Source organism: Dactylosporangium sp. CA-139114, from assembly GCF_050955725.1.
GTDB lineage: Bacteria > Actinomycetota > Actinomycetes > Mycobacteriales > Micromonosporaceae > Dactylosporangium.
This window is the reverse complement of record NZ_CP192080.1, coordinates 2,377,642-2,397,334: the sequence shown is the minus strand read 5'-3', so window position 1 is coordinate 2,397,334 and position 19,693 is coordinate 2,377,642. Positions and strand designations below refer to the sequence as shown.

22 protein-coding genes are annotated in these 19,693 nt (G+C 73.8%); 7 read left to right on the top strand and 15 right to left on the bottom strand.

Translation table 11 applies throughout. The features are described 5' to 3' along the window. Positions 1 to 52: 52 nt before the first annotated feature. Positions 53 to 1,063 carry a TDT family transporter gene (locus ACQP2P_RS10830; protein ID WP_433615189.1) on the bottom strand — a complete coding sequence of 337 codons (1,011 nt, stop codon included), beginning with the start codon at positions 1,061 to 1,063 and terminating at the stop codon, positions 53 to 55. Between the two features lie 71 nt (positions 1,064 to 1,134). Between ACQP2P_RS10830 and ACQP2P_RS10825 the strand changes: the two genes are divergently transcribed. Beyond that, positions 1,135 to 2,031: a LysR family transcriptional regulator gene (locus tag ACQP2P_RS10825; RefSeq protein WP_433615187.1), complete on the top strand. Its 897-nt coding sequence runs from the start codon at positions 1,135 to 1,137 to the stop codon at positions 2,029 to 2,031. Between the two features lie 29 nt (positions 2,032 to 2,060). Here the strand turns inward: ACQP2P_RS10825 and ACQP2P_RS10820 are convergent, their stop codons facing one another. Next, positions 2,061 to 2,480, bottom strand: a complete 420-nt coding sequence (locus tag ACQP2P_RS10820) for an ankyrin repeat domain-containing protein (RefSeq protein WP_433615185.1) — start codon at positions 2,478 to 2,480, stop codon at positions 2,061 to 2,063. Between the two features lie 86 nt (positions 2,481 to 2,566). Between ACQP2P_RS10820 and ACQP2P_RS10815 the strand changes: the two genes are divergently transcribed. Both ACQP2P_RS10815 and ACQP2P_RS10810 read left to right on the top strand, forming a co-directional pair. Next, on the top strand, positions 2,567 to 3,703 hold the full coding sequence (locus tag ACQP2P_RS10815) for an FAD-dependent monooxygenase (protein WP_433615184.1): 1,137 nt from the start codon (positions 2,567 to 2,569) through the stop codon (positions 3,701 to 3,703). Between the two features lie 16 nt (positions 3,704 to 3,719). Then, the gene (locus ACQP2P_RS10810) at positions 3,720 to 4,319 is read left to right on the top strand and encodes a hypothetical protein (protein ID WP_433615182.1); all 600 of its coding nucleotides are present in this window, start codon (positions 3,720 to 3,722) and stop codon (positions 4,317 to 4,319) included. A 93-nt stretch (positions 4,320 to 4,412) separates the two neighbouring features. Here the strand turns inward: ACQP2P_RS10810 and ACQP2P_RS10805 are convergent, their stop codons facing one another. Further along, positions 4,413 to 4,757, bottom strand: a complete 345-nt coding sequence (locus ACQP2P_RS10805) for a hypothetical protein (protein ID WP_433615181.1) — start codon at positions 4,755 to 4,757, stop codon at positions 4,413 to 4,415. A 633-nt stretch (positions 4,758 to 5,390) separates the two neighbouring features. Here ACQP2P_RS10805 and ACQP2P_RS10800 point away from each other — a divergent pair. From ACQP2P_RS10800 to ACQP2P_RS10790, 3 genes are all read left to right on the top strand, one after another. After that, entirely contained in the window at positions 5,391 to 5,768 is a 378-nt protein-coding gene (locus tag ACQP2P_RS10800) for a hypothetical protein (RefSeq protein ID WP_433615180.1), read from the top strand. 1 nt (position 5,769) lies between these two features. Next, positions 5,770 to 5,967 (top strand): hypothetical protein, encoded by a 198-nt coding sequence (locus ACQP2P_RS10795; protein WP_433615178.1) that lies wholly within the window; start codon positions 5,770 to 5,772, stop codon positions 5,965 to 5,967. A gap of 321 nt (positions 5,968 to 6,288) precedes the next feature. Beyond that, complete coding sequence (locus tag ACQP2P_RS10790; RefSeq protein WP_433615177.1) at positions 6,289 to 7,077, top strand: hypothetical protein; 789 nt, start codon at positions 6,289 to 6,291, stop codon at positions 7,075 to 7,077. 137 nt (positions 7,078 to 7,214) lie between these two features. Here ACQP2P_RS10790 and ACQP2P_RS10785 read toward each other — a convergent pair whose 3' ends face one another. The 11 genes from ACQP2P_RS10785 to ACQP2P_RS10735 all read right to left on the bottom strand — a co-directional run bounded on the left by ACQP2P_RS10785 (position 7,215) and on the right by ACQP2P_RS10735 (position 18,255). Next, positions 7,215 to 9,173: a discoidin domain-containing protein gene (locus tag ACQP2P_RS10785; RefSeq protein ID WP_433615175.1), complete on the bottom strand. Its 1,959-nt coding sequence runs from the start codon at positions 9,171 to 9,173 to the stop codon at positions 7,215 to 7,217. A gap of 245 nt (positions 9,174 to 9,418) precedes the next feature. Further along, on the bottom strand, positions 9,419 to 10,033 hold the full coding sequence (locus ACQP2P_RS10780; RefSeq protein ID WP_433615174.1) for an alpha/beta fold hydrolase: 615 nt from the start codon (positions 10,031 to 10,033) through the stop codon (positions 9,419 to 9,421). Further along, entirely contained in the window at positions 10,030 to 11,124 is a 1,095-nt protein-coding gene (locus ACQP2P_RS10775) for an LLM class flavin-dependent oxidoreductase (RefSeq protein ID WP_433615172.1), read from the bottom strand. Before ACQP2P_RS10775 ends, ACQP2P_RS10780 begins: the two co-directional genes overlap by 4 nt. Next, on the bottom strand, positions 11,121 to 12,071 hold the full coding sequence (locus tag ACQP2P_RS10770; protein ID WP_433615170.1) for an ABC transporter ATP-binding protein: 951 nt from the start codon (positions 12,069 to 12,071) through the stop codon (positions 11,121 to 11,123). The genes ACQP2P_RS10775 and ACQP2P_RS10770 overlap by 4 nt, the downstream gene beginning before the upstream one ends. Positions 12,072 to 12,272: 201 nt before the next feature. After that, the gene (locus ACQP2P_RS10765; RefSeq protein ID WP_433615169.1) at positions 12,273 to 13,214 is read right to left on the bottom strand and encodes an ABC transporter ATP-binding protein; all 942 of its coding nucleotides are present in this window, start codon (positions 13,212 to 13,214) and stop codon (positions 12,273 to 12,275) included. Beyond that, positions 13,198 to 13,983, bottom strand: a complete 786-nt coding sequence (locus ACQP2P_RS10760) for an ABC transporter permease (RefSeq protein WP_433615167.1) — start codon at positions 13,981 to 13,983, stop codon at positions 13,198 to 13,200. Before ACQP2P_RS10760 ends, ACQP2P_RS10765 begins: the two co-directional genes overlap by 17 nt. Then, positions 13,980 to 14,927 (bottom strand): ABC transporter permease, encoded by a 948-nt coding sequence (locus tag ACQP2P_RS10755; protein WP_433615166.1) that lies wholly within the window; start codon positions 14,925 to 14,927, stop codon positions 13,980 to 13,982. The genes ACQP2P_RS10760 and ACQP2P_RS10755 overlap by 4 nt, the downstream gene beginning before the upstream one ends. After that, the gene (locus tag ACQP2P_RS10750; RefSeq protein ID WP_433615165.1) at positions 14,924 to 16,453 is read right to left on the bottom strand and encodes an ABC transporter substrate-binding protein; all 1,530 of its coding nucleotides are present in this window, start codon (positions 16,451 to 16,453) and stop codon (positions 14,924 to 14,926) included. The genes ACQP2P_RS10755 and ACQP2P_RS10750 overlap by 4 nt, the downstream gene beginning before the upstream one ends. A 91-nt stretch (positions 16,454 to 16,544) precedes the next feature. After that, complete coding sequence (locus ACQP2P_RS10745; protein ID WP_433615163.1) at positions 16,545 to 17,414, bottom strand: hypothetical protein; 870 nt, start codon at positions 17,412 to 17,414, stop codon at positions 16,545 to 16,547. Then, on the bottom strand, positions 17,411 to 17,848 hold the full coding sequence (locus ACQP2P_RS10740) for a cupin domain-containing protein (RefSeq protein WP_433615162.1): 438 nt from the start codon (positions 17,846 to 17,848) through the stop codon (positions 17,411 to 17,413). Before ACQP2P_RS10740 ends, ACQP2P_RS10745 begins: the two co-directional genes overlap by 4 nt. Further along, entirely contained in the window at positions 17,845 to 18,255 is a 411-nt protein-coding gene (locus ACQP2P_RS10735; RefSeq protein ID WP_433615160.1) for an RrF2 family transcriptional regulator, read from the bottom strand. The genes ACQP2P_RS10740 and ACQP2P_RS10735 overlap by 4 nt, the downstream gene beginning before the upstream one ends. Positions 18,256 to 18,357: 102 nt before the next feature. Between ACQP2P_RS10735 and ACQP2P_RS10730 the strand changes: the two genes are divergently transcribed. Next, positions 18,358 to 19,134, top strand: a complete 777-nt coding sequence (locus tag ACQP2P_RS10730) for a hypothetical protein (protein WP_433615158.1) — start codon at positions 18,358 to 18,360, stop codon at positions 19,132 to 19,134. Here the strand turns inward: ACQP2P_RS10730 and ACQP2P_RS10725 are convergent. Next, positions 19,103 to 19,666 (bottom strand): TetR/AcrR family transcriptional regulator, encoded by a 564-nt coding sequence (locus ACQP2P_RS10725; RefSeq protein WP_433615156.1) that lies wholly within the window; start codon positions 19,664 to 19,666, stop codon positions 19,103 to 19,105. The genes ACQP2P_RS10730 and ACQP2P_RS10725 overlap by 32 nt on opposite strands. Positions 19,667 to 19,693 lie beyond the last annotated feature (27 nt).

Sequence of the window (19,693 nt, the reverse complement as noted above, 5' to 3'; positions counted from 1 at the left end):
CGAACCGGGGCCGCGGCCACGATCGGCCGCGCCCCCGGCGTGACCCGCGTGATCATCGGGCCGTGGCACGCAGGGGGCCGCCGAGGCGGAGCCGGCCGCGGGTCACGCTCCGGGTGGCGACGGTGAGCCAGGCGGCCACGAGCAGCACGTAGAGGGCGACCGCCAGGGTCGCGAACATGGGCGAGCCGGTCTGGCGGGCCAGGCCGGCCGCGCCCGTGACGCAGGTGCCGACCGGGAACGTGAACGCCCACCAGGCCGGCGTGAACGGCAGGCCGCCGGGGGCCCGGGCGGTGCGCAGGGTCACGGCCGCCGCGAAGGCGAGCCACAGCAGGGCGAAGCCGAGCGCGGCCACGCCGTAGAGCAGGGCGAAGACCTCGGCGCCGCGGCCGTACTCCGGGGGCAGGACGGTGCCCGCGGGCCCGGCCAGCGCGTGCGCGGCGGTCACCGACTGGCCGAGCGGGCCGAGGACGATCCACAGCGTCGGTACCGTCGCCGGCTCGCCCGGCCCGTGGTGCAGCAGGCGGCCCCAGAGCTGGGCGATGATCGCGACGGCCGCGAAGAGACTGACGCCGAAGAGCGCGTAGCAGCACAGCAGGGCGTCGGGGCGTACCGATGCCGGGACATGGGCGACGAGGGGCGCTCCGGTGGCCGCGGACACCATCGGGGGCACCACGGGCATCAGCCAGGCGCCGGTGACGACGGCGTCGCGGCGGGCGCTGAGCAGCAGCGGCACGGCGACGGCGGTCACCAGGCCGAGCAGCGTGCCGGCCAGCCACAGCGCGACGGCGACCGCGACCAGCGGCGTGAACAGCAGCGTCCCGGCGCCGACGGTCATCAGCGCCATCGGCAGCGCGCCGAGCAGCGGCGCGGTCGCGGGGTCGATCGGGCGGCCGGCCGCGTCCACGACGGCCTTCACCAGCAGCGCGGACGCGAGCACCCAGACGACGGTGGCGGCCGGGTGCAGGCCCGGCACGTGGCCGGGCAGCGCGACGGCGGCGTTGGCGACGATGCCGGTACCCATGACCGCGCTGAAGTCGCCCGGCCGCAACGGTGCTCTGTCCATGGCCTCGAATCTGCCGGTCCCGGGCGGGGTGCGGTAGCCGGGCACTGCCTGTGAGGTCATAGGCTTCGGTTATGCCCCTGCCGAGCACGGTGACCGACCTGACCAGCTTCGACCTGCTGCTGTCGGTGGCCCGGCTCGGCTCCGTCGGGCGCGCGGCGGCCGCACACGGGATCTCCCAGCCGGCGGCGAGCGCGCGGCTGCGGCAGCTGGAGCGGCGGCTCGGCGTGACGCTGCTCGACCGCGGGCCCCGGGGCTCGTCGCTGACCGAGACCGGGGCGCTCATCGCCGACTGGGCGCGGACGGCGGTCGGCGCGGCCGACGCCCTCGCGGCCGGGATCGCGGCGCTGCGGGCCTCGCGGCACAGCCGGCTCGCGGTCGCGGCGAGCCAGACGGTCGCCGAGTACCTGCTGCCGGCCTGGCTCGTCGCGCTGCACGCCGGCAGCCCGGGGCTCTCGGTGACGCTGCAGGCGCTGAACTCGTCGGACGTGGCGGCGCGGGTGCTCGGCGGAGAGGCCGACCTCGGGTTCGTCGAGGGGCCGTCGGTGCCGGGCGGGCTCGACGCGGCGGTCGTCGGGGCCGACCGGCTCACCGTGATCGTGGCGCCCGGGCACCCGTGGGCGCGGCGGCGGCGCGGCATCACCGCGGCCGAGCTGGCGGCGACGCCGCTCGTGTCGCGCGAGGCGGGCTCGGGGACGCGGGGCGCGCTGGAGGCGGCGCTGCCCGGGGCGGTGCCGGCACCGCTGCTGGAGCTGTCCTCGACGACGGCCATCAAGCACGCGGTCGCCGCCGGCAACGCGCCGGCGGTGGTCAGCTCGCTGGCGATCGTCGCCGAGCTGGCGGCCGGCACGCTGGTGGCGGTGCCGGCGGGGGACGTGTCGCTGCAGCGGCGCCTGCACGCCGTGTGGCCCGCCGGTCGGCAGCTCGCCGGGCCGGCCCGGGACCTGCTGGCCATCGCCCGCCGCCGCTGAGACCGGGCGGGACTCGCGCGGAGCGCGGGCTACCGGCCCGGGGCACGCTGCGCGCCCAGCAGCTCCAGGGTCGAGCGGTGCCCGCCGGCCGCGGCCCACTCCGCCGCCGTGCGCCCGGCCCCGTGGTCCTCGCGCCGGCCCGGGTCGGCCCCGCCGGCAAGCAGCTCCCGCACGGCGTCGTCGTGCCCCCAGCACGCGGCCCCGCACAGCGGCAGCCCCTCCTCGCCGGTGCCGCTCTCCACGTTCGGGTCGGCCCCGGCCGCCACGAGCACGCGCACGTTCCCGGCACGGCCCTGCACGCCGGCCCGGTAGAGCGGCGTGCTGCCGTGCCGGTCGGGCCGCCCGGGATCGGCCCCGGCGCGCAGCAGCGCCGCGACCTGCCGGGCATCGCCCCGGGCCACGGCGGCCATGAGCCGATCCTGCACCTTCTTGCGCCGTCGCCGGTTCATGCCGCTGACGGTAGCCGGGGGCATGAACCGGCTCCTGTCAGCGGACCGGTCGTGGGCTGTCAGCGGGGGCCGCGACCGTGCACGGCATGCGGCACACCACGGTTCTCATCTCCGGCGCGAGCATCGCCGGCCCGGCCCTCGCGTTCTGGCTCGCCCGCTACGGCTGCGACGTCACCGTCGTCGAGCGGGCCGCCGAGCTGCGCCTCGGCGGGCAGGCGGTCGACTTCAAGGGCGAGACGCACCGCACGGTGCTGGAGCGCATGGGGCTGCTCGACGAGGTCAGGGCGCGCCAGACCGGCGGGCACGACCAGACGATCGTCGACGAGCACGGCCGGGCGCTCGCGGTGATCCCCGGCGAGTTCACCGGCGGGGAGATCGAGATCACCCGGGGCGATCTGGCTTCCCTGCTGTACCAGCACACGCGCGGCCGGTGCGAGTACGTCTTCGGCGACACGATCACGTCGCTGACCGAGGTCGCCGACAAGGTCCACGTCACCTTCGCCCAGGCCGCGCCGCGGTCGTTCGACATCGTCGTCGGCGCCGACGGCATCCACTCCAACGTCCGGCGGCTGGCCTACGGGCCCGAGGAGGACTACGTGAGGTTCCTCGGGCACTACTACGCGCTCGCCGGGCTCGGGACGGACGGCGACGCCGTGATGTACAACGAGCCGGGCCGCATGGTCGCGATCGGCGGCCCCGAGGCGCCCGCGTTCTTCGTGTTCAAGTCCCCCCAGCTGCGCTACGACCGCTATGACCCCGAGGCCGCGAAGCGGATCCTGCGCGAGGCCTACCGCGGCGCGAAGTGGCGCGTCCCGGAGCTGCTGGCGCGGCTCGACGGCGCCGAGGACGTCTACCTGGACTCGATCAGCCGCTGCGAGGTCCGCGCGTACGCCAAGGGGCGCGTCGTCCTGCTGGGCGACGCCGCGTACGGCAACACCCTCGGCGGCTTCGGCACCGGGCTCGCGGTCGTCGGCGCGTACGTGCTCGCCGGCGAGCTGCGGGCCGCCGGCGGGGACCACCGCGCGGCGTTCGCGGCCTACGAGTCGGCATTCCGCGACTACGCGAAGATCTCCGAGCGGGGCAGCGCCGGCCCGTTCCTCGCGCCCGCGAACCGCGCCCGGATGGCGATGCGCAACTGGATGTTCCGCTCCCCGCGACTGCTGGGGATGCTGCTGAGGATGACGGACAGGTACGCCACGGGCATCGAACTCAAGCAGTACTGAGGTACCCTTCCGCGTCATGACGGGGATGCCGATCACGGCGCTCGATCTCACCGGGTTCGAGCCGTTCGAGCACGAGCAGATCGCCTGGCGCGACGCCGACGGGACGGCGCTGACGCTGCACTACTTCGAGCTGCCGCCGGACCTGCCCGCGCCGCTGGATGAGGTCGCGCGACTGCAGGCCGGGCGGGCCCGCAGCGCCGCGGAGGCGGGCGGCGGCCTCGTCGAGTGCGAGGTCGAGCCCGTCGACGGCGTCCCGGCCCTGCGGCAGATCATCAAACTCCCCCACTGGCAGGGGCACGGCCAGGTGTTCCTCGGCTCGTACACGATTCCCCGGGCGACCTGCAGCACCGTGATCAAGCTGCAGGCGCCCGAGTACGGCGATACCGGCATGCGCGAGGCGGTCATCGCGGCCCGGATCGGGTTCGAGGACTTCATCACGCCCTCGCCGTACGCGCCCGGCCTCACCGGCGGGCTGCCGTCGCACCGGGCGGACGACCCGCGCTACGACGAGGAGTTTCCGCAGCACCCGCTGTCGCTGGTCCGCGCGAAACTGGCCCGGCTCGGCCCCAGCATCCGCCTCGACGAGCGGTTCAAGGCGCTGCCCGCGTTCGGTTAAGCGTCTCTTCGCGCCGGCCCGGGGCTGGAGGAAAGACCGCGGCCGCCATGCCCGCGCCGGGGCCGGCGGCCGCAGTCGTGTCGCGCCAGCAGCTCAGCCAAGAAAATGCAGAATGCGGACCTCGCCATTGGGCATCTGGACACGCAGGCTCCGGCCGTCGCCCTCGTCGACGAGTTCCACTAGGGCCTCATAGGCCATGACGGCCATATTGAGGACATCTGTTCGAGAATCGCCGGTTTTTTCCGATACGCGGTCCAAGGCGGCCATCGCCCGGGGCGTGAAGTTGGCGGTGACTCGAGTCAACGAACCCCCCGTATGCGCGGAATTCCGTTCCGTCGGCGCGGGCGGCTGGCCCGAACGGCGCCGCCGTCGATTGTCAGGAACCCGACTGTCGGCATCGATGTGTGTTTCTTCAGACACGTTCTGTAGCACACTCATGGAGTTCTGTCCTTCGCCTCATCGTTGGACGGGATGGCGGCGCTCCGGGTTCGACGGGGCGCCGCCGCTTTTTACCACTGCGAGTGTCGATCCTTTCACCCAGGGCCAGCGTTCCGGTTCGTTCCGCCCTTGACGGCTGGTACGTCTACGCCACGCCCGATGGTTCATGCGTCCGGACCTCAATCAGTCGCACATTCGGTGCGTCTTATGCGTGTGACGTTAGCCGTACGAGCGTCCGACGTCCACGGGCATCTGGCCGAAACTCCGCCCGAACAGCAGGTTCACCGCTTGCCGACCCGACGAAGCGCCAGCGCAGCCGACAGCTCACGCCCTACGTTCCGTATAGACCGAGCTACGTTCGGGCCACGGAACAGCGGAACGTGAATAGCTGAAACCTTTGCACTGGACACGAGCCGTCAACGATGCATCGACATACCGTGAAGTGCACTTTTAGTGCACCCTTAAGTTGAACAACGCGCACATCCATAGGTGCGCATCACGACATCAATGCGCTATGTTCTTCGGCACGCGGTCACGCAGCGCTACCCACCACAACTGCGAGGACCCGCACGAGCCACCGAGGAACGAGCCCGCATGCGAAGCCGGCCGGTCCGAGTAGGAGGAGCGCGAAGGGTGACAAGTCCCAGCGAGGGGAGCCACCTGCAGCCCAAGGCTGCCGATCAGCTGGATCTGTCGGCAGAGGTCCCGACGGCGAAAAGCCACCGCCGGCCGTTGCAGGTCCAGGACGAGTTCAGCGTGCACGCGGAGCTGACACCCATCCGGGTCAAGGTGTCGTTGGCAACCAGAGTTCGCAGCAACCTCGGGGCCCTGCTGACGTTCCTGTTCATCGCGATCATCGCGCTGGGCGCCGGCAGTGTGGTCGCCGGCTTCGGCCGCCTCTGGGACGCGCCAGGCTTCGTCGCGTTGCTGCTCGGCATGGCTGCCGGCACGGGCACATTCATCGCCGGAATCCGGTTCTGCACGCCGTCGAGGCGTGGAAAGAGAGGATGAGATGCACTGGTTCGTCGTCATTCACCGGCACCCCATGAACGTGGAATACTCCGACGTTCCGGAGTCCCAGCTCATGGGTCTCATCCGGGGCCACGTCGAAGACCCGCAGGTCTACGGCTTCCAGGCGGTCCCGGTGAACCCGGCTGAACGCGCCCAGCACACCGTCGCGGCCTCCCCGCGGTATCCGTTGGCCGCCTGAGGCGACCGTCCGACCGGAATCTCGCCGGACAGCAGCCGGCTTCGCTCATGGCAATGCCCAGTAACCAGACCCAGCAGAAGTAGAGGACCACGTACATGCCCATTCCTTCGGCGGGCGGTCTCGCCATGTCTACCTGCCCGGCGATCCAGATCGCGCAGCACGGCTCCCGTTCGCGCGAGAGCTGAGACGTGTCGGGTGCGGCCTCGGCGACGGGGTTCGCACCGGCGCGCCACGGACGGGGACACGATGCCGAGTCGTAAACAATCACCGGCCGACCCGGACTCCGGACCGGTCGCGCAGTTCGGCTACGAACTGCGTCAGTTGCGCCAGGCCGCGCGACTGACCTACACCGCGCTCGCGCAGCGCAGCCGGTACTCCACCAGTGCCGTGCACGCCGCCGACCAGGGCCACGTCCTGCCGGGCGAGACCCTGACGGAGAGCTTCGTCCGGGCGTGCGACGGCGATGTCGAGGACATGCTCGACAAGCGCAAGAGGATCGCCACCGCGCTGCAGACCGGGAGACCCACGGCCGGGCCACGACCGACCCCGAAGACCCGCGGCCTTGCCCCACCGGACCCGACCGAGGCGACAAATCCGGTTGCGTACATCGATGCGCTCAAGAAGCTGCGTGAGTGGTCCGGCATGACGTACCGCGAGATACAAGCCATCGCCGCTGACTACGCTCGACCGCTGCCGATGTCCACCGTCTGTGCCGCGTTGAGCCGGGGCACCCTGCCCCAGCGGGACCTCACCGCGAGCTTCGTGCGGGCCGTCGGGATGCCAGAGGCCGATCAGCTCGTCTGGCTCGCGGTTCGCGACGCGCTCGCCACCGGCAAACCGGTTGCGCGTGGGCCCGCGTGGAAGCGGTGGGCCGCCGGCAGCCGCCGGCCCGTTCCAGGCGGCGCCGAGGTGCCCGCCCACGAGGACGTTGTCGCCATTGAGGACGGTGTGGTGCCCATCTCGCACCTGACCGACGGCGCGCTACGGGACTGGGTGCTCGTGGACGGCCGATGGCGGTCCACCGACGACCTGCAGTCGCCTCGCCGTCGCGAGAGCTGGCCGGCCAGGGTCACGGTCCTGCTCACTCGCTGGCGGCGACGTCACGCCTAACCGCGGCGGGTGGCGGCCGGACGCCTGGCCGCCACCCGCCCTTTCGGGGGTGGTGCGTCTCGCACCCCGGGTCCGCGCACCGGCCTTCGGCGGTGACCGGTGCGCGGACGTCGCGCGAGCTCGGCGGCGTGGGCCGGCTACCCGTTGTAGACGCGGAACTCGGAGACCTGGCCGGCCGGCCAGCCCGTGTTCGCCGTGAAGGTGAGGCGCAGGTAGCGGGTCGTGACCGTGGACGGGAACGCGATGGTGACCGTGTTGCCGGTGGCGGGATCGAAGGTGTACCCGGCCGAGCCCACGATCGTCGAGAAGGTGCTGCCGTTCGTGCTGCCGCTCACCGACAGGGTCTGCGTGCGGGTCGCCCACGCGGACTGCGGCGGCAGGGTGAGCACGATCCGGCGGGTGGCCACGGCGCTGCCGAGGTCGACCTGCAGCCACTGCGGCCACGCGTTGTTCGCGCTCTCCCAGTAGGTGCCGGTGTTGCCGTCGACCGCGTTGCCGCTGCCGTACACCTGCGTGTGGCTGCTCTCGGCCGTCGGGCGGCCCGCGGCCAGGTTCGTGTTGGTGTTCGGCGGGGCGCTGGTCGTCACGGTGACCGCGTTCGAGGCGCCGGAGGCGTTCCCGGCCGCGTCGAAGGCGGCGACGGTGAACGTGTAGGCCGTCGAGGCGGTCAGGCCCGTTGCGGTGAAGGCCAGCGTGGTGGTGGTGCCGATGACGGTACCGCCCCGGCTGACGCGGTAGCCCGCGACGCCGACGTTGTCCGTGGCGGCGTTCCAGGCCAGGGCCACCGTCGTGTCCGTGGTGCCGGTGACGCGCAGGCTGCCGGGGACCGACGGCGCGGTCTGGTCCGGGCCGGTCGGGAACGGGACCGTGAACCGCGTCTCGGTCAGCGCGACCTGGCCCTTGAGCATCCGGCCGCCGTCGTTGGTCAGGCGCAGGTAGTAGTCCGACGAGCACGGGGTGCCGTCCTCGTCCAGCGCGCGCATGCCGGCGTTGGCCGGCTGCCACGCCCCGCTCTCGGCGGTCTTGGCGATCTGGTTGCCCTCGTTGAACTCGTCGAACATCGAGATGTAGACGCTCTTCACGCCGGCCCGGGTGTGGTTGTAGAACTGCCGCCACATGAGCTCGCCGTGGCGGCGGTGGCCGGCCGCGAGGTCGCCGGGGATGACGCACGGCTGGTAGTCGATGCCGCGGCCGTTGAGGTCGGCGAGGTCGCCCAGGACGCGGTTCTGGTAGAACCAGTCGGCGCCCGCGTTGTCGCTGATCCGGCCGACCATCCACGGGGAGACCATGTCGAAGGCGTGGTAGACGTCGATGAACCCGGCGCGCGAGTCGTCGGTGCCCAACCGCCAGTGCGTCGGCACCCCGCCGATGACGTAGCAGCCCTGGCCCTTGAACCAGTTGATGACGTCGAGGCAGGCGGCCGGGGCGAACGGGCGGCCGTCGTCGTTGAAGCCGAAGCCCCAGATGCACACGACGGGCTTGCCGTTCTGGCGGGCGTAGGCGGACGAGGCGGTGTGCGCGGCCATCTTGTTCGTCCAGTCGGCCTTGATCTCGTTCTGCATCGTCAGCCACCAGGTGACGTCGTACATGATGTAGAACTTCCGGCCGTAGGCCTCGGCCGCCGAGCGCACCTTCTGGGCCATGGCGTCGCGGGTCGCGCCCTCGCCGCCGTTGGGGTTGAAGCGCTGCAGGGCCGCGGTGTCGCAGCCGTTCTGCTGCATCCAGCGGAAGTGGGTGTCGACGGTCTGCTGGTCGTAGGACGAGAAGAGGTTCGCCGGCTGGCCGTTGCCGAGGTTGGCGAAGTTGGTGCGGTACCCCTTCGTGAAGTCGCGCATGTCCGGCCAGCACGTGATCGAGCACGCGCCCGGGGCCGGGCTCTGCGACCAGTTCGGGCTGTAGTGCCACCAGCCGTTGATCGGGGCGCCGTCGCCGATGCAGGCGAACCAGCCCTGGTAGCCGACGGTGACCTTGCCGACCACGTCGCCGGGTGCGCTGGCGGCGAACGCGGTCGAGGCTCCCTCGACGGCGAGCGGCAGCGCACCGGCGGCGGCGCCGGCGAGGGAGGTGGCGATGACGGAGCGGCGGGAAACTCCCATGTGGACTCCTCGGGTGTCACCCCGGCGACGGCCGGGCGCCCGCCGGGGTGCTCGGCGGGGGCCGGACGTGTCGGGGCATGGCGGGGAACGGGCCTGGGCGGGGCCCGCACACCGGCACTGAGCAGCTCACGCGGGTGGGGACGCGCGGTTGGCGGCGCTGACCAAATGTCGGCTTCTGGCGTGGAATCCTGCCAGCAGTCGCGCCTTCACCGCAATACTTCGATGTGTCGATCGCAATTTCTCGACTAGGCGACGGCCAGGATCGGTGCCGCGGCCGGGTCGGCGCGCAGGCGTTCGAGCCACTGCACCACGTGCGCGGCCACGGTGCGGTGCGGGGCGTCGTTGAGGACGTCGTGACGCCCGTCGCGCACCACGGCGAGCTCGGCCCGGGGCAGCCGCGCCGCGAGGGCCCGGGCCCCGGCGAGCGGCGCGACCGGGTCGGCGGCGCCGTGCAGGAGCAGCACCGGCACCTCGATCTTGACCGGGTCGACGGCCGCGGCGAGCTCCGGCGGGACCGGGGTGCTCAGCGCGCCGCGCGCGAAGCCGGCGTCGCCCTCCAGCCGGTCCCGGTGCGCCGGGCACGCGGTGCGCGCCGCCAGCTCGTCCGCCCAGCGCAGGACGGGGGCCACGGGCGCGGGCGCCCAGGGTGTACCGACCGCGATGACCCCGGCCACGGGCAGCGCCGGCGCCGCGGCGAGCGCCGCGAGGGCGCCGGTGTCGGAGCCGACGAGCACCAGCGGGGCCTGGTCGCCGTCGCCGAGCTGGTAGCCGTCGAACGCCAGCCGCCGCGCGAAGCGCTCGTAGACGCCGGGGTGCTCGCCGCGGCCCGGGTAGAGCCGCAGCGTGCCCCGCACCGTCACCGGACACCGACCAGGGACTCGCGGCGGGCCAGCTCCTGACGGACCAGCGGCAGCAGGTGCCGGCCGTAGTCGATGGCGTCGTCGAGCGGGTCGTAGCCGCGGATGAGCAGCGTGGTCACGCCCAGGTCCACGTAGTCGAGCAGGGCCTGGGCGACGGTCTCGGGCGTGCCGACGAGCGCGGTCGAGTTGCCGCCGGCCCCGGTCGCCCGGGCCGGCGCGGTCCACAGGGCCCGGTCGTGCAGGTCGCCCTTGGCCGCGGCGGCGAGCAGCCGCTGGGAGCCGGTGTTCTCCGGCTTGCCGTCGGTGCCCCAGGCGCGCCGGGGCCAGTCGGCGCGGCCGGTGGTGATGGTGTCGAGGATGGCGTGTGCGCGCTCCCAGGCCAGCTCCTGCGTCGGGCCGAGGATCGGGCGGAAGGAGACGCTGATGCCCGGCGGCTCGGCGCGCCCGGCGGCCTCGGCGGCGGCGCGGACCGCGGCGATCTGCTCGGCGGTCTCCCGCAGCGGCTCGCCCCACAGCGCGAAGGTGTCGGCGTGCTTGCCGCCGACGCGGTACGCGGCCGCCGAGGATCCGCCGAAGTACAGCGGAATCCGGTGGGCCGGCTGGACGTGCGCGGCGAAGTCCTCGAAGCGGTAGTAGGTGCCCTCGTAGTCGAACGGCTCCGGCGAGGTCCACGCCCGGCGCAGGATCTCCAGGTACTCGTCCGTGCGCGCGTACCGCTCGTCCTTGCCCAGGTAGTCGCCGTCGCGGCGCTGCTCGTGGTCGTTGCCGCCGGTGATCGTGTGCACGGCGACGCGGCCGCCCGAGAGCTGGTCGAGGGTGGCGAACGTGCGCGCGGCGAGGGTCGGCGCGACGAAGCCGGGGCGGTGCGCGACGAGCAGGCCGAGCCGCTCGGTGTGGGCGGCGACGTGCGCGGCGACCTGGCCGCCCTCGGGCCAGCCGGAGCCGTAGCCGATGAGGATCCGGTCGAAGCCGGCGTCCTCGTGGGCGCGGGCGAACCGGCGCGTGTAGGCGGGGTCGATCACCGGGCCGGAGGGCGCGTGGATCTCGGAGGCGTGCTGGGTGCCGATCATGCCGACGAACTCGACGGTCATGGCGTGAGGATCCTTTCGTCTCGCCAGGTCTTGGCGTGGTGGCAGGCGACCGCCCGGCTCTCGTCCACAGTGGACAAATGCGGGACGATCGCGCAGGACTCGGTCACGAAGGGGCAGCGGGCGGCGTACGAGCAGCCGCCCGGAAGGCCGGGCCCCTCGCCGCGCAGGGCGGCGGCCGGGATCGGGCGCTCGCGGCGCACGCTGGGCGCGGAGGCGGCCAGCAGCGCCGTGTACGGATGGTGCGGGGTGGTGAGCACCTCGCCGATCGGGCCGTGCTCGACCAGCCGGCCGCCGTAGAGCACCGCGACCCGGTCCGCGATGCCCGCGAGCGAGCTCAGGTCGTGCGAGATGACCACGAGCGTGACGCCGGCATCGCGCAGGCCGGCGAGCAGGCGCAGGACGTGGTTGCGGCTGGAGGCGTCCAGCGCGGACACCGGCTCGTCGCACAGCAGCAGGCGGGGGCCGACGGCGAGGGCGCGGGCGAGCAGGACGCGCTGGCGCTGCCCGCCCGAGATCTGCCCGGGCCGGCGTCCGGCCAGGCCCTCGTCGAGGCCGACCCGGGCCAGGGCCGCCGCGACCCGCGCCGCGATCCGCGCCGGGTCCACTCCCGCGACCGCGAGCCCCTCCCCCACGATGGTGGCGACGGTGTGCTGCGGATCGAGGGCGCGCAGCGGGTCCTGGAAGACGTACTGCAGCGCCCCGGTGCGCCGCCACGTGCGCAGCGCGCGGCCGCGCAGGCCGGTCAGCTCGGTGCCGCCGAGGGTGACGCGTCCACTGTGGACCGGCGCGAGCCCGGCCACGGCCCGGGCCAGGGTGGTCTTGCCGGAGCCGGTCTCGCCGATGACGCCCAGGATCTCGCCCTCGCGCACGGACAGCGTGACACCGTCCAGGACCCGGCGGCCGGAGTACTCGACCACGAGATCATCGACCGCGAGGAGCACGCTCATGCCGCCCCCTCCGCAAGCTCCGGACCGCTCATGCCAGCACCTCCGCAAGCTCCGGCGCCGACATGAGAAAACTGCGTTCCATGATGAGCGGCCCCTCCGCTTCGCTCCGGACCGCTCATGCCGGCACCTCCGCAAGCTCCGGCGCCGACATGAGAAAACTGCGTTCATGATGAGCGGCCCCTCCGCTTCGCTCCGGACCGCTCATGCCGCGACCCGGTGGCAGCGGACCGACCGGTCGCCCACTGTGGACAGTGGGACCGGTTCGGCGCACGCGTCGGTGGCGACGGGGCAGCGCGGCGCGAAGCGGCACCCGGCCATCACGGCGCCGGGCTCGGGCGGGTGGCCCGGGATCACCTCGAGCGTGCGCCGGCTCCAGTCGCCGAGGGAGGCGACGCGCAGCAGGGCCTCGGTGTAGGGGTGCCGCGGGTTCGCGATGACCTCGGCCGTCGGCCCCTGCTCGACGATCTCGCCGGCGTAGAAGACCGCGACCCGGTCGCAGACCTCGGCGACGACGGCGAGGTCGTGGCTGACGAGCAGCAGGGCCAGGCCGCGGCTCTCGCGCAGCCGGCCCAGCAGGTCGAGGACCTCGGCCTGCACGGCCGGGTCGAGGGCGGTGGTGGCCTCGTCGGCGACGAGCAGCTCCGGCTCGCCCGCGACCGCGATGGCGATCAGGGCGCGCTGGAGCATGCCGCCGGAGAGCTCGTGCGGGTACTGCCGGTACACGGCCTCGGCCCGGCGCAGGCCCATGGCCGCGAGCAGGTCCACGGCCGCGGCCCGGGTCGCCCGGCGGGGCAGGCCGCGCTTGAGGCGCAGCTGCTCGGCGAGCTGGCGGCCGATGGTGAGCGACGGGTTGAGGTACGACGCCGGGTCCTGGAAGACGGCGGCGATCCGGCTCCCCCGCACCCGGTCCCACCCCCGGCGGTCCAGGGCGGTGAGGTCGGTCCCGGCGAGCGTGACCCGGCCGGCGGACACGGCGACGCCGGGCGGGAGGACGCCGAGGACGGCGCGGCAGGTGAGGGTCTTGCCGGAGCCGGACTCGCCGACCAGGCCCAGCGACTCCCCCCGGCGCAGGGCCAGCGACACGTTCCGCACGGCGGTGACCGCGCCCGGGACGGTCACACTCAGGTCATCCACGCGCAGCATTGAGCTTCCTGTCGTCGGCGAGCGTGTTGAGCGCGGCCACGGTCAGCGCGATCAGGGCCGCGGGGATGAGCGGCGCCCACGGCTGCTGGGCCAGGAACCCGAGGTCACTGGCGAGCACCCCGCCCCACGTCGGCGCGGGCGGCTGGACGCCGATGCCGAGGAACGTCAGCGACGACACCGCCAGCAGCGCCCCGCCGGTGGCCTGGGCGGCGGTGACGGCCACGGTCGGCAGCACCTTGCCCCACACGTGGGTGCGCAGGATCCGGGTCCGGGAGGCGCCGAAGAGCTCGGCCGCCTCGACGTACTGGGCCCGGGTCAGGCTCAGCCCCGCGGCCCGGGTGACCCGGAAGAACAGCGGCGCGAACAGCATCCCGATCGCGACCATCGCCTGCGGCAGGCCGTTGCCGAGGATGCCGGTGACGGCGACCGCGAACACGATGAAGGGCAGGGTCATGAGCGCGTCGGCGGCCCGTAGCAGCACCCACTCCACGCCCCGGCCCAGCCACAGCGAGGCGAGGCCGGGCGCGACGCCGAGCAGCAGCCCCACCCCGACGCTCTCGATCGCGGCGACGACGGTGGTGCCGGTGCCGGCGACGAGGCGGCTGAGCACGTCGCGGCCGAGGTAGTCGGTGCCGAGCGGGTGCGACCAGGACAGCCCGCGCAGCGCCAGCTCCGGGTCCTGGTGCAGGGGGTCGTGCGGGGCGAGGTACCCGCCCGCGACGGCGAGCACCCCGACGACGCCGAGCGCGGCGAGCGCCGGCCGGTTCACGCTCGCCGTCCCTGCGGGGTGAGCTGCCACAGCGCCAGGTTCACCAGCGTGTTGCACACCAGGACCACGGTCACGGTGACGAGCAGGGTGCCCTGGATGAGCGGCACGTCGTGCTGGGCGGCGGCCTGCAGGGCCAGCTGGGCCAGGCCCGGCAGGTTGAAGATCTTCTCGGTGACCACGGCGCCGCCGAGCACCATCGGCACGCCGAGGCCGAGCACGGTCAGCGCGGGCCCGGCGGCGTTGCGCAGCGCGTGGCGCAGCAGCACCCGGCGGGCGCCGAGGCCGCGCACCACGGCGCCGGTCACGTAGTTCTCGCCGAGCTGCGCCACGAGCGAGGTGCGCAGCTGCCGGGCGATGGACGCGGCGGTGTCCAGGCTGAGCGCGAGCGCCGGCAGGATCGCGAAGCGCAGCCACGGCCCGAGCCCGTGCTCCGGGCCGGCGTATCCGCCCGCGGGCAGCAGGTCGAGCAGCACCGAGAAGACCACGACGAGCCCGATGCCGAGCGCGAACGGCGGCAGGGTGCCCAGGGCCGAGGCGGCGAACGTGATCGCGCGGTCGAGCCGGCTGTCGCGGCGCAGGGCGGCGGCGATCCCGGCCCCGCCGCCGAGGAGCACGGCCAGCAGCACCGCCAGGGCGGCCAGGGACAGGTCGACCGGCAGGGCCGCGAAGATGCTGTCGGCGACCGGGATCGTGGTGAAGTACGAGCGGCCCAGATCGCCGGTCAGCGCGTGTGCGAGCCACTCGAGGTACCGCAGCGGCAATGGCTTGTCGAGCCCGAACTCGTGCGTCATCCGGGCGATGTCGGCCGGCGTCGCGGTCTCCCCGAGCACGGCCGCCGCCGGGTTGCTCGGCGACAGCGCCCCCAGGCCGAACGTGATCAGGGACGAGAACAGGAACACCACGACCGGGACGGCGGCGGCGGCGAGGAGCGCCCGGGCCTTCACGCCACGCTCACCCCCTCGAAGCGCTGGACGACCGTGCACTCGGGGATCGCCGACACGTTCGCCCGGCGCGCGAGGATGCGCGGGACGGTGTAGAGGAACACGTTGGGCATGCTGCGCACCGCGACCGCCGTGGCCTCCTGCAGCACCGTGGGGTAGGCCGGGTCGTCCAGCGGCGTGCGGCTCACCCTCGCCAGCGCGTCGGCGAGCTCGGGCGGCTGGACGCGGCCCGGGTTCATCAGCCCCTCCTTGCCGAAGAGCACCTGGAAGGCCTGCACGGCCGCGTCCCGCCCGGCGAACTGGTCGACGAAGAGGGCGCGGGAGTGCTGGACGTAGACCAGCTGCGTCGCCTGCGCGGCCGGGATGACCTCGATGGTGGGCCGGAACCCGGCCGCCTGCAGCTGCGACTGGAGCTGCTCGGGCACGCCCGCCGCGGCCGAGGTGGTGATGACGACGTCGACGGGCGCGCCGCCGTAGGTCGACTCGGCCAGCAGCTGCCGGGCCTTCCCGGGGTTGTGGGCGTAGATGCCCTCCAGCGCCGGGTTGTAGCCCGCGTAGCCCTTGGGGAACGGCTGGTACGCGACGTCGCCGTGGCCGAACTGGGCGGTCTTCAGCAGCGCGGCGCGGTCGACGGCGTAGCGCAGCGCCTCGGCCACCTTGGGGTCGTCGAACGGCTTCTTGGCGATGTTCACGTCGAGCACCGCCACGACGAGCGACGGGATCACCTGCACCGTCAGCCCGGCCGCCTTCGCCGCCTCGACCTGCGAGCCGGGGATCTGGGCGACGTCGTACTGCCCCGACTGCAGCGCCGCGACGACGGTGGCCGCCTCGGGCAGCGGGTAGGCCTCGAAGCGCTCCAGCTTGATGCTCGCCGCGTCCCAGTACGCCGGGTTGCGGGCCAGCACCGCCTTCGCGTTCTGGGTGTAGGACGTGAGCGTGAACGGCCCGGCGCCGACCGGCCGGGTGGCGAGGGCGGCGGCGTCGGCCTCGAAGGCCGCCGGGCTCACGATCATGCCGGTCTTGCCCGCGAGGAGGTTGGGGATCTGGAAGTCGGGCGCGGCGAGGCGCAGGGTCACCGTGGTCGCGTCGGGCGCGGCGATCTCCCGGACGTTGACCAGCTGCGGCCCGACCAGCGACTTGGGGAAGTCCCGGCCGCGCTCGAGGCTCTTGCGCACCGCGGTGGCGTCCAGCGCGGTGCCGTCGCTGAAGGTGAGGCCGGGCCGCAGCGTGAACGTCACCTCGGTGCCGTCGGCGTTGTACTTCCAGCCGGTCGCGAGCGCCGGGACCGCGTTGCCGCGCTCGTCGAGCTTGGTCAGGCCGGCGTACACCAGCGACAGCACGTGCACGTCCCAGCCGGCCGACGAGGTGACCGGGTCCCAGCTCGTGGTGAGCGCCCAGCCCCACTTGAGCGTGCCGCCCGCCCCGCCGGTGCCGGGGCCGGCGGTTCCGTCGCCGCACGCGGCGAGCAGCGTGGCGCCGCCCAGCGCGGCACCGAGACCGAGGAATGACCGGCGGCTCAGATGCGTCATGGGCCCAGCATGGGGATCGACGTTCAGACACGTCAATAGCCATCGGGATGTGTCTTATATTTCGAGACCAATCCGATGGGGTCAGTATGATTTAGCGCGCTCGTGTGGCAGGATGGGTCGCGGCCTCGCCCGGGTCCAGGAACACGGGGCCGCCCGGCGTGTCCACCACGACGGCACCCTCCGGCGCGGTCTCGACGCCCAGCAGCAGCCGGGCCTCCGGCTCCGTCAGGCTGCGATAGGCCCGCAGGTCCCGCCGCGCGAACGGCCGCACGCACCCGGGCGCGACCGACTCGGCCGCCTCCAGGTAGCGCTCCAGCGGGCGCCAGCCGGGCACGGCCGCGCGGCCGCCCGGGCCTTCGAACACCAGGGTCGGGAAGGCGTACCGCAGGCCGCCCTCGGCCTCCTTGGCCGCCCCCGGATGCGGGCCGCCCGCGCGCAGCCCGACAACCTCGGGCACCGGACGGCGGCAGTCGCGGAAGTCCCGGGCGGCCGCACGGACGGTGCGCGGCGAGCGCAGGTCGGCCGCGAGACGGTCGCGGTCCAGCCCCGGCACGCCGTCGGCGGCCGCGAGGGCGCGCTCCTCGGTGTCGGCCGGCTCCCCCAGCACGAAGAACGTCTCGCGCAGCCGCCGCAGCACCCGGTCGGCGATCTCGCCGCCCTGCCAGCCCGCGGCGGTGGCGACCCGGGACGAGGGCACGCTGGAGCGGGCGACCCGCTCGAGGGCCGCGGGCCAGGGTGCGCCGGTGTGCCCGGCGATGTCCTGGACGTGGCGGTGGTACCACGCCGTCTCCGCCGCCTCGTCCGGCGCGGGATCGTCGTCGGGGTGGAACAGGATGCCGAACACCCGCCGCCAGCCCGCCGGGGCCAGGGCGGCCCGCAGATAGCGGAACGACGGCTCCGAGCCCCACGCCCACGGGCACATGGGGTCGGTGTACTCGACGACCGCGAGCCCCTCGCTCACGGACGCTCGACCGGCGCCCACAGGCTCGGCAGGTTGACCACGACGCCCTCCTGGCTGCTGCGGGCGATGACGACGACGGCCTCCTGCGCGCCCGGGTTCTCCTCGCGGTGCGGCACGTAGGGCGGGACGAAGATGTAGTCGCCCGGCCCGGCCTCCAGCCGGATCTCCTCGCCGCCCTCGGCCGCGTCCTTGGCGAACACGAAGACCGGGTGGCCGGAGACCACGTAGATGGCGGTCTCGGCCTCGCCGTGGTGGTGGTCGCCCGAGCTGGTGGCCGGGGCCACGTGGGTGCGGCCCATCCACAGCTTCTGCGAGCCGACGGTCTTGCCGGAGATCGCCTCCAGCCGGGTCATGCCCGAGGTCTGGCCGGTGTCGCCGGTCAGCTCGGCGCCGCGGATGTGCCGCAGCGGGGCGTGCCAGTGCTCGTCGCTCATCGCAGGGCTCCCTCGGGTTCGCGCAACAGGTCGGCGACGGTCGTGCCGGTGAGGATCTCCTCGGTGCGGGCCTGGATCTCGCGCCACACGGCGGCCACGGCGGGCGCGCGGCGCGCGTCGTCGTCGGGCCCCTCGCCGTGCACGCTGAGCAGCTCGCCGTCGACGGCCGCGACCGCCTCGGCGAGGGTGATGGACTCGGCCGGCCGGCCCAGCCAGTAGCCGCCCTCACAGCCGCGCTGGCTGCGCACGAGCCCGGCCCGGCGCAGGTCACGCAGGACGGCCTTGAGGAAACGGAAGGGGATGTGCTGCTCGGCGGCGATCGCCTCGCAGACCAGTGGGCGGCCCGGGTCGGCGGCGAGGCCGGCCAGCGCGCGGATCGCATAGTCCGCCTTCGCCGAGATACGCATCGTCAAACCATACCAATGGACTCTGGTTTAGAGCACTTCGGCTCCGGTGACCTTTTGTCCGATTTGTCGTTGAGCCGGGCAGACACGAGACGGGAGCTTCGAATGAACCGCAGGAGCCTGCTGCTGGCGGCCGGCGCCGTCGGCGTCACGACCGTGGTCGGGGGCGCGGGCGCGGCCGCCGCGATCGCCGCCGGCGACCCCGAGGGCAGCCGCACGCCCCGGCCGATGCTGACCTGGGAACTGGTCGGCGGCTTCGTCCCGGCCGGCTGGAGCGCGCTGCGGGCGCCGCGCCTGGTCGCCTACGACGACGGTGTGCTCATCGCCGACGCGGGCAAGCGGCTGCGCATCGGCCAGGGCGAGGTGCGCTCCCTGCGCAACCACGCGACCACGGTGCTGCGCGACCCGGCCAACGCCCGCCGCCGCCCCGGCGCCCCGATGATCGCCGACGTGCCGTCGACGGTGTTCACGGCGCGCACGAACGGGCGCAAGTTCAGCCTGCAGTTCGAGGGCCTCGAGGAGACGCGGCGCGACCGGGCCTACCCGACGCCGGCGTACTCCCTGCTGGACCACTGCACCCAGCTGCTCGACCGGGTGAACCGCGCCGGCACGGCCTGGCACCCCGACGCCGTGCGCATGATCGTCGTGCTCCTGGACGCGGCCCAGCCCGTCACGACGCCGGTGCGGGCGTGGCCGGCGGGCGTGCCGGTGCCGCAGCTGCGCAAGAACGAGTTCCTGGCCCAGCAGGACCTGCGCGACCGCCAGGCCCGCGCCCTCCAGCGGGCCGTGCCGCACGCGGACACGGTCCAGTGGCCGGTCTTCCGGCTCCCGGACGGCCGGCGCGCCCAGATCAACTGGCGCTTCCTGCTGCCCCACGAATAGCCTTCAGGGTCTCCACCAGCACCCGGTACGTCACCTCGACGTCCTGCCCCATCTGGAACCCGGTGCGCAGCACCGCGAAGCCGTGCAGCGCGGCCCGCAGCACGCGCGTCGCGTGCACCACCTGGTCGTCGGTGAGGTCGTAGCCCTTGAACACGGCGAAGACGACGGCGAGGAAGCGATCGGCCGCGGCCGTGACGCCCGGGTCCGGGTCGATCCGCTGGGGCAGGAACGCGTAGCGGTGCGGGCACCGGGTGACGTAGTCGCGGTAGGCGAACGCGAGCGCCTCGAGCGCCGCGTCGCCGCTGCGGCCGAGGATGGCCGCGGTCGCCTCGGCGGTGAACTCGTCGATGATGCGCACGGCGAGCAGCGCGCGCAGCTCGGGCAGCCCGGCCACGTGCTTGTAGAGCGAGGGCGTCGCCACCCCGCACTCCGCCGCCACGGCCGCGAGCGTCAACGCCTCCGGGCCGCCGGCGTCGACCACGCGCAGCGCGGCGTCGACGACGGCGGCGGGGCTGAGCCCGGCCCTAGGCACCGGCCACCCCGGCCATCCGAATCCACA